Origin of the sequence: Pyrococcus kukulkanii (genome assembly GCF_041647995.1) — an archaeon.
GTDB lineage: Archaea > Methanobacteriota_B > Thermococci > Thermococcales > Thermococcaceae > Pyrococcus.
Genome location: NZ_JARRIB010000002.1, coordinates 314,723 through 327,305, shown reverse-complemented (window position 1 = coordinate 327,305; position 12,583 = coordinate 314,723). Strand labels below are relative to the sequence as shown.

Annotated in this window: 12 protein-coding genes; 1 reads left to right on the top strand and 11 read right to left on the bottom strand. The window is 43.7% G+C overall.

Annotation, left to right across the window (positions count from 1 at the left end; all coding sequences use genetic code 11):
• Nucleotides 1-48: 48 nt before the first annotated feature.
• The 10 genes from P8X24_RS05865 to minD form a co-directional block, all read right to left on the bottom strand.
• Complete coding sequence (locus P8X24_RS05865; RefSeq protein WP_372914501.1) at nt 49-1,269, bottom strand: site-2 protease family protein; 1,221 nt, start codon at nt 1,267-1,269, stop codon at nt 49-51.
• Nucleotides 1,250-1,654 (bottom strand): DUF126 domain-containing protein, encoded by a 405-nt coding sequence (locus P8X24_RS05860; RefSeq protein ID WP_372914500.1) that lies wholly within the window; start codon nt 1,652-1,654, stop codon nt 1,250-1,252. The genes P8X24_RS05865 and P8X24_RS05860 overlap by 20 nt, the downstream gene beginning before the upstream one ends.
• Nucleotides 1,654-2,811 (bottom strand): aconitase X catalytic domain-containing protein, encoded by a 1,158-nt coding sequence (locus P8X24_RS05855; RefSeq protein WP_372914499.1) that lies wholly within the window; start codon nt 2,809-2,811, stop codon nt 1,654-1,656. The genes P8X24_RS05860 and P8X24_RS05855 overlap by 1 nt, the downstream gene beginning before the upstream one ends.
• A 113-nt stretch (nt 2,812-2,924) precedes the next feature.
• Nucleotides 2,925-3,722, bottom strand: coding sequence for a hypothetical protein (locus tag P8X24_RS05850; RefSeq protein WP_372914498.1), 798 nt, complete (start codon nt 3,720-3,722; stop codon nt 2,925-2,927).
• On the bottom strand, nt 3,722-4,291 hold the full coding sequence (locus P8X24_RS05845) for a hypothetical protein (RefSeq protein ID WP_372914497.1): 570 nt from the start codon (nt 4,289-4,291) through the stop codon (nt 3,722-3,724). Before P8X24_RS05845 ends, P8X24_RS05850 begins: the two co-directional genes overlap by 1 nt.
• A 189-nt stretch (nt 4,292-4,480) precedes the next feature.
• Nucleotides 4,481-4,903, bottom strand: a complete 423-nt coding sequence (locus tag P8X24_RS05840; protein ID WP_068321064.1) for a translation initiation factor IF-2 subunit beta — start codon at nt 4,901-4,903, stop codon at nt 4,481-4,483.
• A gap of 54 nt (nt 4,904-4,957) precedes the next feature.
• Nucleotides 4,958-8,521 (bottom strand): LAGLIDADG family homing endonuclease, encoded by a 3,564-nt coding sequence (locus P8X24_RS05835; RefSeq protein WP_372914496.1) that lies wholly within the window; start codon nt 8,519-8,521, stop codon nt 4,958-4,960.
• 2 nt (nt 8,522-8,523) lie between these two features.
• Nucleotides 8,524-9,012: a hypothetical protein gene (locus P8X24_RS05830; RefSeq protein ID WP_372914495.1), complete on the bottom strand. Its 489-nt coding sequence runs from the start codon at nt 9,010-9,012 to the stop codon at nt 8,524-8,526.
• Nucleotides 9,013-9,061: 49 nt separating this feature from the next.
• Entirely contained in the window at nt 9,062-9,808 is a 747-nt protein-coding gene (locus P8X24_RS05825; protein ID WP_372914605.1) for an ATP/GTP-binding protein, read from the bottom strand.
• 43 nt (nt 9,809-9,851) lie between these two features.
• Nucleotides 9,852-10,589, bottom strand: coding sequence for a cell division ATPase MinD (gene minD, locus P8X24_RS05820; protein ID WP_372914603.1), 738 nt, complete (start codon nt 10,587-10,589; stop codon nt 9,852-9,854).
• A gap of 108 nt (nt 10,590-10,697) precedes the next feature.
• On the opposite strand from minD, the gene P8X24_RS05815 reads away from it, so the two are divergent.
• Nucleotides 10,698-11,555: a DMT family transporter gene (locus P8X24_RS05815; protein WP_372914494.1), complete on the top strand. Its 858-nt coding sequence runs from the start codon at nt 10,698-10,700 to the stop codon at nt 11,553-11,555.
• Here P8X24_RS05815 and P8X24_RS05810 read toward each other — a convergent pair.
• Nucleotides 11,552-12,520, bottom strand: coding sequence for a cell wall-binding repeat-containing protein (locus P8X24_RS05810; RefSeq protein ID WP_372914601.1), 969 nt, complete (start codon nt 12,518-12,520; stop codon nt 11,552-11,554). The two genes, P8X24_RS05815 and P8X24_RS05810, sit on opposite strands and share 4 nt — an antisense overlap.
• Nucleotides 12,521-12,583 lie beyond the last annotated feature (63 nt).

Below are 12,583 nucleotides of genomic sequence, written 5' to 3'. Positions count from 1 at the left end.
CCGAGCTATTTTATTGGAAATAGGGTAAATAGAAATAAAAAGACTTCGTCAGCTTGAGAATGGTATTGGAACTGCTGACACTATAAATATGACAACGGCGACTATTGCAAGCATTTTCCTTCCCAACGTCAACGGTGTAACTTCATCCAGTGCTCCAGGATTACCCACCCTCCCCATCAGCAGGATGAGCAGACCCCACAGGAGCCATCCTGGCCAGAAGTAGCTCAACCCTATTGCAAGGAACCCTAGAGCATATGTTAAGACCCTGTGAATCCTTTCTGGCAGTAATGCCCTTGCAACGTGACCTCCATCCAGCTGAGCTGCAGGCATGAGGTTCAGGAATGTCACCAGTATCCCCACCCACCCCGCAATCGCTAGTGGATGGAGGATTACTCCAACATTATCTCCAAGGTTCCCTAAGACTAGCTTAGTAAGCGCGTAGAATAAAATACTTGTTCCGAAGTACACCGTTTCATTCTGCTTGAGGTATCCCATAGGAACTATAGCAGAAAGTTTAAGCCCCACAATCGTCACGGGAATCGCCACTAATAGTCCTGCAATTGGTCCGCTAACTCCCAAATCTATAGCTGCGTTTCTGGTCGGAATTGGGGATTTTACCCTTATCACGGCCCCAAGGGTTCCTATAAAGGAGGGAAATGGAATAAAGTAGGGAAACGTTGACTTAACACCATGAAGAGTTGCCGCTATTTTGTGCCCCATCTCATGAGTGCCAAGGATCGCCATTATCCCTACTGAAAAAGCTAAAGCGTTCAGATAGACATTTTTAACCCCAGGAATACCAAGATCTTCAAGGGTCTTTATGTAGTTCAAGGAGAGAACGTAGCCTGCAAAAAACGTGCTAAGTAAGGTTAAAATGAACAGTAAAATACCAATCATGGGGTTTTCTTTAGTTTCAACTCTCTGGGCTGGAAAAACATAGAGAACTACCTTTCCGTTTCTTTTTTTCAAGGCTATCCAATAACCGAGCTTTTCAACCTCCCTTAGAACTTTCTCAAAATTTTCCTCCTTTATCGAAATGACTTCATAAACTAAGACTTCTCCCCTCCTCTCAAGGAGGGGTCCCAGTTCATAGTACTTCAATAATTCCTCCTCTATTCTAGGACTCTCCTCTCCCTCTATCTCAACCTCGTAGCCGACGAGTATCATATCCCCCCCACACACGGGGCACGCACCGGGGAGAAGGGGTCGAGTTGTATCCCTAACCTCCCTGTGGCCACACTGTATGCACTCATAGATTCCCTTCGCCAATTATCTCCACCTCCCCAGTCTCGGCGTTCACCCTAACCCTCATCCCGGTTTTCAGCTTTTTAATATCTATCCCGGTTACGAGAGGTATCCCAGAGATTATTGCGCCAACTGTCACTATCGTCTCTGCGTCCTCGATGATTAATGCCTTAGGACCATTACCACTCTTTGCTAGGGCATATATTACATAAGAGCCGACGGTCGACCCTTTTCCCCTAGGGAAGGCCAATATTTTCCCCTTTATGCTCTCACCCTTTATATCGCTCTCAGCGTCCGTAATAATCCCAGTTTCTGGATCCACACCACCTAAAAATGAGAGTGGCTTCTTCGAAACTATGACTTCTCCCTCGACGATGCCTTTCCCTATGCCCTTCCCCTTTAACTTCATTATGGCGCCTCCATAATTATTTTTTCAAGGCTATCTAGTCTAACGTTCAAACCAAACGACTTAAAGTAGAACGCCGCCTTTCCGCTATTAGTTGCTACTCCAGAGTACCACTCATCTACTGGAGACACCACAAGGCAGACATCGCTTAATAATTTACCGTTGTACCTTTCAATTATCTCCGTGTAGCCTAGATAGTCCGCCAACGCTTTCACAGACCTGCTAACAGTTACGAAAAGGGGAATCTTTAGGGGCTTATCCCTCATCCTCAGCAGTTCCACTAACTCTTTGATCTCCCTGAGGGATGCATGTGGGCATCCTAATGAGATGAAGTCAACCTCCCTCCACTCGGCCGAGAACCTCTCCTTAACTTCTTGAAGATCCCTCTCATCAATTGTTATCTTTTCAACGTTATCATTTATGGCCACCTTCCATTCAGGGGTCTCCTCTTCGACGTGGTACAGGGCAACGCTACCGCTCGCAGCCATGCTCGCCCCCATGGCCTTTAGATCATCGACATCAGGCTTTACCCCTCTTATGTATGGGATACCATCCTTCACTATCTCTCCCACTCTATAACCTAAGATTGAGTAGTCTACTCTACCTTTCACTTTTGTCTCAACCTTTATTATGTGGGTGGCCTTTCTGTTCTCCTCCAAGTGAAGGCCATAGTTTGGTGTCTTCCCAACTATCGCGGCGGCTAAGCTTGAGGGGCCTCCCTCTCTGTTTGTCCTCGCACCCAACACGGAGTTAGCGAAACTTACAGCTGAGCTTTCACTCCAAGCAAGATGATCGCCGAACTTGGGGAGGTTTGGGCCATAGTAAGGGGTGCATGTGGAAGTTACCTCAATGCCCATTGCCCTGTATAGGTCAAGAATTTCCTGCTGCTTTTCCGTGAACTTCTCATCCCCGATTCCTGCAGGATTTAAGGTTGTATATACGGAAACCCTGGCTCCCATGTCAACGAAGTCCTTTAAGAACTGCATTCCATACTCCCCAAGGTTCTTATAGCTAACTCCAGCTATCTGGGCGCTTTTTATCGGAATTAATCTGTCAGCGTTGTATATATCACCGAGAACCACCAAAATTTCCATGGCTTTCTGAACGGCTGGGCCGTATTCTCCCGAAAGTGCGAGCTCTTCCTCTTTGGTCAGATACATTCACTCTCCCCATACCTTAATTATCCTGTCCATTAATAAGCTTGTATATCTTTGTTTCTCCGTCGGAATATACAAGCTTTAGCATCCTTTTTAGCTTAGGATTAATCTTGAAATCAACTAGACATGCCTTTATCTTTATACATACTCTGTGGATCTGCCGGATCATACCTAACGTATCCAACCCTACATTCAACCCCTTTCTTCCTAAGAACGCTAGCGTATTTATAAGGCACCCATATTGGATCGCTCTTTGTGAAGCCATCTATATAGATGTACGTCACGTTGTACTTTCTGAGAATTTTTAGCGATTCTTTGGTGTCATTACCTGCCAGTGCAATGGCTATATCAAAGCTTCTCCTATCATAATCTACAAATGGAGATGCATGAGTTCTCCTAAACAGTACCGTTTTCCTTCCAGAAATGGAAAACAGAAAAAATGAACTTTCATAGTTACTCAAGAACACAGTATTTATGTCGGAGTTGGTAAGTATCCAGCGCCTGAGATCATTGTACCACGGATCTTTAAACCCAATGGCAGTCCATGAAGAGTTTGCATAATCACCCACAGTCATGGCCGAAGTCCCCATAAGGAGAATAACTGCTAAAGACATTATTTTACTCCACTTCAAGTTCTCAGAGAGCCAGTTCAGCGATTCAAGGATTGCGAGGGCATTTAATGTGAAATAATACGAGGACAGCTTGTACGCTACTAAGTTGTCACCTAACACAATAAACAGAACTCCCGCTCCCAGTATTCCCAAAAGTGAAGGCAAGAATACATCACCATCCCTAATTAAGCCGAGTATAACCCCAGGAATTGTCAGCATCCCCAAGAGAATTTTTAACCCTGGGAAGGAGAGGGGGAAGCTAAGGAACGAGAGTATAAACTCGTGGAGCGTGAAGTGCCTCATTACCAGCTCCTGATACGGGTTAGGTGTTTTTGCATGATACACGAGTAATAGAGGGCCCAAAAAAGGAGGAGTATCGTAACTCCAATACTCATTGCCACGATGTTGTACCAGATTTTCACCCTCCCTATTTTATCAATGCCTGTCTTCATGAATAAAATAGATCCCGCACCAAAAGTTCCAAGTACATGCGTCAAACCTGCCAAGCCCCAGGATATCCCCAGGAATATAGCACTTTTGATATTCCTGTCTCTGGAGAACCTAAACAGAGAAAAGTAGAACAGGGGGATCATAACCATCGAAAGCATTGTTCTTGGATGTGCTTCTGGAAACTTAAGAGCCAGTGATATTAAAACAGCAACCATTGCAACTTCACGACTAAAATTCTCCCTCGCTATTTTATAGAGAACGAGCATTGAGAGTGCTAAAATAAGGATCGGAACTACCTTTGTGACTACGAAAAATATCCCGAGGATCTTGCCCAGGAAGGCGACTATAAGGTGGTACAGCCAAAGGTAGAATGCATACTCTCCAACGTTTGTTGGATCCCTAAACGGGGGATTTCCAAACATTATTGCCTGCGCAATACCCGTATGGAACTACAGATCTCCTCCGTACGGAGGTCCTGGGATAGATTTAAACTTTAGGACTAAAATTATAACTAAACCGATTGGAAACAAGAAAAGGAATGAAAGAAGGGCTGGGTCAGACGACTGTTTATTCATCATGCCTCAGCACTCGGCAAAGTCATCATCCCTGGGTTACAGGTGCTGAATGGGAGTTTCGGCACCACACGCCTCGCACTTGAGGAAGTAAAACCTGTCCCTCTTGATGATCTTCGTATCGGGACTACCGCAGACGGGACAGATGACGTACTCCTTAATGTACTTCTTCAGCTTGTTGGCTATCAGGTAGGGGGTGAACCTACCCTGGAGGATGACCCTTTTACCCTCAAGCGTTCCGGCGGTAGCTATTTCCCTGAGCAGGAATTTAAGAAGGTGCTGTGGATCCCTGTTGAGGGCCTCGGCTATATCCTTGAAGTTTTCAATTATCGTCTTATTGCCTTCAATAGTTACGAGGGCTCCAGGAACCTCGAAACGTGACTTGTGGTGCTTAACGTTCTCTGGAAGCTCTTCATACGCCTTCTCAAGCAACTTTTCATAATCGTAATAGTCAATCTCCATTATATCTCACCCCCCATTCCTGAGTATTTGTCCTCGTATATAAATCAGACGGTCTCATAGTAACTTGTAGTAGCCAGTTTCGGGCATGTATATCTGGCCCTGCTGAAGCAACTTCTCTATTATCTCCCTTGCCTCCTGCTTCTCTATTCCGAACTTCTTAGCCTCTTCAAGTATCTCGTCAATGTAGGCACCCTTCTCGCTCGTCTTCTGGAGCTTCTCAATTATGTCGAGAATCCTCTCAACCTTGCTGATCTTCCTTGCACTCTGCCCGACTTCAAGGATTGTAACGTCTATTTGGCCGGTCTCATCCGTGGCTATCTGCCTAAGGGTGTACTCCATCAGCTTAATCGCCTCCCTCGCATCTTCCCTAGTAACTATCGGACTCAGCCTCATCCTAGCGTGGGCTTCGCTCAACCTTATTAGAGCTTCAAGTTGCCTCGCGGTGATTGGAATTGGCCTTATCCCCTCGTTCTCACTTCCCCTCTTTGCACTCCTCCTCATTCTCACGTAGTACTTCTCAATTTCCTCCATAGCCTCCTCGCTTATCAGGGGGTGAACGTTCTTCTTGGCGTAAGCTATGTACTTCCTCAGCAGTTCATGAGAGATCTTAGGTGTCACCACTTCGCTCTCTCCCCTCCTCACCCTTAGGATGTGCCTCGCTATCTCACTGTCCAGCTTTTCGTCAGGCTCGTCAACGAGAACGAAGATTAAGTCGAACCTACTTAGTAGTGTAGGAGGAAGGTCTATCTGCTCGAAGAGCGGCTTCATCCTATTGAACCTACCGTGTTTTGGATTTGCGGCTGCTATAACAGTTGTTCTAGCATTTAGAGTGGCTGTTATGCCCGCTTTTGAGATACTAATCGTGTTATGAAGTACTAATCCATGGGATACGAAGAGGTGATAAGGTTCGACTGTTACATCATATACCCACTTCCAATCTTTGTTGGGTATCTTTTCTACCTTTACAATTTTGAGAAATCTAATATTGCCATCAACTATTCCTTTAATTTTTTCAAGTTCTTCTTCGATGTTCTCAATTTTCTTAGTTGCAAATTCAAAAAGGGCTTTTATTGTTTCTTCTTCTCTCCTGTTGACTCTATAGAATGTTGTAGAGTAAGGCCAACCAAAAGACTTCGCTAACTCTTTTATTGTGACAAACCTTTTTAGTATTTTGATATCCCCATCCTTTAATGCATTTTTAATCCTATAAAGCTCCTTTTCGATTTTATTAAGGTATTCTTTAACTCTCTCCCTATTTGCATTGTAAGAGCGAGATATGTTATTAGTTAGACCTCCATCATTTATGTGAATTTCATTTAATATCCTTCTAATATTAATAAGGATGTCGGAAGGTATTATGTCCCTATAATTTCTTTTCTTCTTCGATATTTCTATGAGCCTTTTTACTTTTTCTATCCTCTTATCATCTTTAATAATTTGAGAAAAGCGCTCAAGATCTTTAGTTCCACTAATAATTACTTTATAATACTTCTTATCCCCCCTAACTTCCTCGAATAGGTATGAGTATATCCCAATGCTATATAAAATATCTTGAAGATCTTCTGCCATCGCTTTTGAGGATGTTGTAAATCCAACCCTATATTTATCTACAAACCCATCTCCCTTGAAAAATGTATTTAGGAAAGCAATCTTTATGTAATACGGTGATCTAATAATTTTTGCAGGAATTCTCTTCCTCCGAGCAGGCCTTTCATTTCCACTTTCTGGGAACATTTCTGGGAACTCTCTTTTTAGTCCTAGATAGAATTCTTTCGAAATAATACGGATAGTATAAAGGGCCTTTTCTCCTTCTCTTTTTCTTACCTGAATATTAAACTTAACTCCAAGTTTATGCAGAAGCTCTTTAAACTCCTCTACTAGTTCCTCGTCGGTATTTGTGAATCCAACTTCATAATATCCATTTTTAGGATTCACATAGGCAAAGCCTTCAGAAAGTAAAAAGCCAAGAAGTCTTGCTGTTACTTCATCAACACCGTCTTTCTCAATTAACCCTTCATAAGCGCGCACTCCAACAGCAATCTCACCCTCTTTAACCTCTTCAGCTGGCTTCTCCTTAATTTCCCCATTTTCCCATATCATGATTGGGTGCTCAGGAGTAACCACTATCTCCCTTCCGTTGGAGAACTTCAGCCTTATAAAGTACTCAGGAGCTTTATGCCTACTTACACGATCTGCTTTTACTTTCACTATCCTCTTGTTTTTAAGATCGTATGCCAAGATATGGATATCATCAACGGGTAAAATTTCGGTATCTTTACCAACAATTACTCTATCCCTATTCTTCTCAATTAGCGAATCAACAAGCTCTCCAATCTTAACCTTTCTTCCATCTGCCAATAATATCTCAAAGTCATGGTGGTAACTTTGTTGCTCCAGAGCTTCATGTATAACACTCCTATCCCTGTCGCTCATCTTATCGAGCTCGTCTATCAGCGCGTAACCTCCATCTGCCAAAACTAAGGCTCCAGCCTCAAGAACCCATCCACCAGTAAACTCGTCCCTTACTGCAGCGGCCGTTAATCCTGCGGCCGAACTGCTCTTTCCGGAGGTATAGATGGCCCTAGGGGCAAGGTTAGAGACGTACCTCAGAATCTGACTTTTCGCAACCCCAGGATCACCCACCAGTAAAACATGGATGTCCCCTCTAAGCCTGGTTCCATCGGGCAAAGTCCTGGGGACTCCGCCAAATAGAGCTAAGGCTATGCCCTTCTTTACCTCCCTGTAACCGTAAATTGCTGGAGCAATAGAATCAACTATGGCCTCCACTATGTCTTTCCTCTTCGCTAGCTCCCTGATCTTTTGCTCATCTTCCGGCGTTATTTCAAGTTCCTCTATTTCCTTGCTCACGGGCTCTATATGGTTGACCTCGAGGACCTTCCTGAACACTGGAGTCTTCTCCCTTCTCTCCTGCACGACCCTAAGTATTCCAGTTACAAGAACCCTGTCACCGGGCATTGCCGTATCCACGATATCATCCAGCAGTATCCCATCAATGAATCTGGGCATCTGCCCACCCTTCAAGGTCTCCGGTCTATCCTGAATCCTAAACATCTGGAAGTTAACGAACGAGCTCTTATCAACATCTAGGTAAACGTTCTTACTTCCACAAACTTCACACTTCTTTACGACAGTAAAGCCCTCGTAAGGCCTCTGAGTTACAACCATTTCATTGCCACAATCCTTACACACAAATACGGCCTTTGAAACGAAAGGTTTTATCTCAGTTACCCTTGTTATCACTCCTTCCACTTGAATCAGCTTATTTATGTGCTCTGCCCCAATGTCCTTTACCAACAGGGTTTCCGGAAGGTTGTAGAATCTCGCGTGTATCCTGGGTAAATCCTCTCTAAGGAATTCCTCCCTTAATATTATTTGAATAGCATCTTCCGCCGCCCCAATTCCTTCTTCTGGATGCTCGAGAATCTCGCTAGCTAATTCGGGATCGTAGGAGTTTAGATGCATCCAGTTTATTGTAACCGACCTCTTGGGGGTTACGGTGAGCAGGTCTTTTATTTTACCAAGATATAGGGGCTCCTCTTCTTCAGTGTACTCCCTGAAGAACTTAACGAACCTCTCTATCATCTCTTCCCTTTCCATTCTCACTCACCGATCCACTCGTTCCTTATCTTAGAAATCTGGAGGTATATCCTCTTCTCTTCTGGAGAAAGCCTCGCAAGAATTTCCATGCTATTGGGCCTTAACCTGACGGCCTCAAGGATTTTCTTAAACCTTATCTCCTTGAGCATCTTGTACTTCTTTTTCAAATTTTGAAGCTTCGTCAACTTAGTCTGTATAACGTCTATATTCCCTCTGCTGACCTGCACGAATTTCTCGAGGTAATAGATGTAGAACTCAGCCCTCTCGTATAGAGCTTCAGGAATTGGAGAAAGGGGAGGATTTTTCCTTTCCTCCGATAAAACCCTATCTATCTCGCCGATTACTTTATCAGCTTCATCAATGACCTCAACTATCCCCATCTCCCAAAGCTCTCTGGCCTTCCAATCCTCTAGGAGGATCATATCTCCCTCTTTCCAGTTTCCGAATGATTTAAGAACCTTGACGGGTATCAAGGCCTTGCCCGTTAGCATTAACTCTTCACCCAGCGTACTCGAACTTCTCCTTCTCGTCTTAAAGCCCTTACGTTAGGTCTCCACATGTGCAGTAGTGCTCATATGCGAGCGTTTCAAGCTCTTCGAAGCCTTCCCCAGTTTTCGCTGAGAGGTATATTACCCTAACTGGAGGTGAAACCTCAGGTAGCATTGTGCACATCTTATAGGCTAACAAACCCTGGGTTGAAGGATCAAACTTAAGGCTCGCGGTTAGATATCCTATGTCCTCAAACATCCTCTTGTGCCTTTCCAGCTCTTCCCTATCAAGGAGATCTACCTTGTTTAGTGCTGGAATTGTGGTCGCTCCAAGCCTCATATCTATCAAAAGAGCGAAGAATCTTACGAAGCAGTAATCATGAGGCTTCTTCAGAATCTCCGGGTCGGAGAGGTAAACAACCAGAGGGTAGGGAAGGTTTTCCATCAACTTAACTCCAAACTCATGGAATAGGAAGGTCTCCATTTGACCGGGTGTATCTATTAAAACGTAATCGTTTTCCTCCTCAAGTTCGAGTATCGCATTCAGGTAATTATCAAACTTCTCCATTAGCCTATCATAGCTCTCCACAATGGCGCCATTTGGTCCATATCCCTCTTTCATTATCTCCTCAACCGTGACTGACTCCCTCACATCAAGATCTGGTTTGTAGGGAAGGGTTTTTACTCCAGTGTCCAAGTTGACGTACGCGACTCTATGATTCTCCTCTAGGTACTTACCAAAAGCTCCTGTTAGCGCCGTTTTTCCACTTCCCGCCGTTCCCATGAACGCTATTATCATGGCTCCTCCCAAGTTGACTAAAATTAGGTGAGCCTAAAAAGTTTTAGTACATTATCCTGGCCTTTATTCCGGCGAGCTTGTCAACTTCCTCGGCGAGCTTAACGAAGGCCTTTGCCCCCTCGCTTTCGGGCTTGTACTTTACAGCAGGGATTCCTTCTAGGGTTCCTTCCCTAATGGCGGGATCTTCTGGTATGATAGCCAGTAGGGGAACTTCCATAACCTCTTCCGCGGCCTCTGGAGGTATGTCCTTCTCGGTTCTCCCATACCTGTTAAGAACGAACCCTAAGATTGCAAGCCCCGCCTTTTTTAGGACTATCCCGACTTTCATCGTATCGGTAAGGCACGATATTTCGGGATTCGTGACGAGCAGTGCCTCTTCACCACTCAGCATCGCGCTCATTGCATCTAGCTGCAGTCCAGCGGGACAGTCTATTAGGATAAAGTCATACTGCCCCTTAAGGGATTTTATTACATCGGGCAACTTTCTTGGGTCGGCTTTTATTACATGCTCCCAGTCAACGGCCCCAGGAAGAACGTAGACGTTTTCAAATTGCGTCATGTAAATTGCATCTTCTATTTTCGCTTCTCCCGCCAATACGTCATGAAGTGTAACGTCAGCATCATCAACCCCGAGAACTAAACTAAGGTTTGCCATCGTTAAGTCGCCATCAACCGCAAGCACTTTTTTTCCTCTCTCTCCAAGAGCCACAGATAGATTAGCAGTTACGGTGGTCTTCCCAGTCCCTCCCTTGCCCGAAACTATTGAGACTATCCTTGTCATGTCTAAAAACCTCCTATTACCTTTCATTTTCAAAAATTTATAATTTTTCTCTCATTGAATTTTTCATCGAAACGTTAAGTTTTTAAGTTAAGTGGTATAATGCCCATCATGATACTTGGAGTATTGTTTGCCCTGATTTCGGCCTTTTGCTGGGGAACAGCTTCAGTATTAATTAAAATTGGCTTAAGGGATAAAACTCCAATAATTGCCAATCAAATAAGGTTACTGTCCTCTTCTCTGATTTACCTCATTATTTTCACAATTGGGGGCAATTTCCAGGAAATAGGAAGGATGCCACTGAGATATCACATTATAGCTTTCATCTCGGCTCAATTTGGATTTGTTATAGGAGATTATTTCTACTTTTCTGCTCTTAAGTCATTAGGAGTATCAAGAACGGTTCCAATAACATCCACTTATCCCCTTTGGACGTTAGTGTGGGCGTACATATTCTTAGGAAGAGAGATAACCCCAAGGATAATCATTGGTGCATTAATGATAGTTTTCGGAATAATTATCGTAAGGCAGACCGAAGTTGAGGAACATGCCGATCCAAAAGGGATTTTGTATGCCTTCCTAACGCCGATATCCTGGAGTATTGCCATAGCCCTAATGGACTGGCTCTCAAATAAGATTTCTTCTCTTACCTTGGCTGGATTAAGGATAATATACGCAACTCTCGGCCTGACTGCTACCTCTATAAGAATTTTCCCCGAAATTAGAAAAGTTACCCCCACGGAAATGGCAATAATATCAACTGCAGGCATGCTTGGACTTGTCATTGCCCAGTACACGTTCGTATCTTCTGTGGCCATGCTAGGGTCTCAAATAGCAACCCCAATCACCGCTATAAATCCAATAATATCAACACTACTCGCAATTCTTCTCCTTAAAGAACCTCCAAACTGGAAAATATGGGTAAGTTTAGGATTGATAGTTCCGGGTATATGGCTGTTGACAGCCTAATCAAACTTTACCTTCTTTAGTACCCTAACTATAAATGTTTTCCCGCTCTTTTCCCTAACTACAATGCCTTTCTTCTCGAGGCTTTGAATAATCCTGCTAATGGTCGGTCTGGAGTAACCCACTATCTCCGGCAATTCTTCCTGCTTTATCTCTCCCCCATTTTCAACGATTGCCTTTAAAACAACGATTTCTTTTTCGTTTAATGATTCAAACAACTCCTGTTTTCTTTCAGCCCGCTTCTTATTTAAATAAACTATAAATGGACCCATGATGAGGAATGCAACCAACATCCCCATTATGAAAGATAAGCCAGCCCCCTTACCAGATGGCGGTGGAGTTGTGGTAGTGTTAGTTTCTATGGGAAGTGGCTCTATATCTCTCCCAATCCAATAAGTTTCATATCCCATCCCCTCCAAGGTCTTCTCAATTGTTTCATTTAAACCGAGACCAACCAGAATGACCATATTCGGATGAAGACTCTTTATTCCAGCCAACGCTACGGGAGAAAGTTGATTCTCCCATGTTAACAACAGAGGATACTTATACTCCATGGCGAATTTTGCAGCTGCTAGTGTAGACCCATAGTCCCAAGCACTAGCAAGCACAACAACTTTGCTCCCATTTGGGTAGAAATGTAAGGCCAGTTTTTCTGCTGTCTCCGCTCTATCTGCCCCGCCAATTCTTACAACTTCAAATCCCATATTCTTGAGCTCATTCTCAATATTTATGCTCACTGCATTTGCACTTCCAACGATAAGGATTTTATTTCTGCCAAGTTGGATATATGAGTATAGCTGAGCTTTCGTTACCTTATCTAACTTCTTAGGATTTACTGGCAGAATTGGAACATTTATTAAGTGGGAATATGGAAGAGCTATCAAGTAATCTATTATGTCATCGTTCCTTACAATTATTAAATCATATTGGGGGTAAGATGCATATACATACCCCAGGAAGATGGACATGAGAATTACTGAAACTAAAACTCTCTTCACTTAAACTCCCTCCTCTCTAACCCCAAGGTTTTT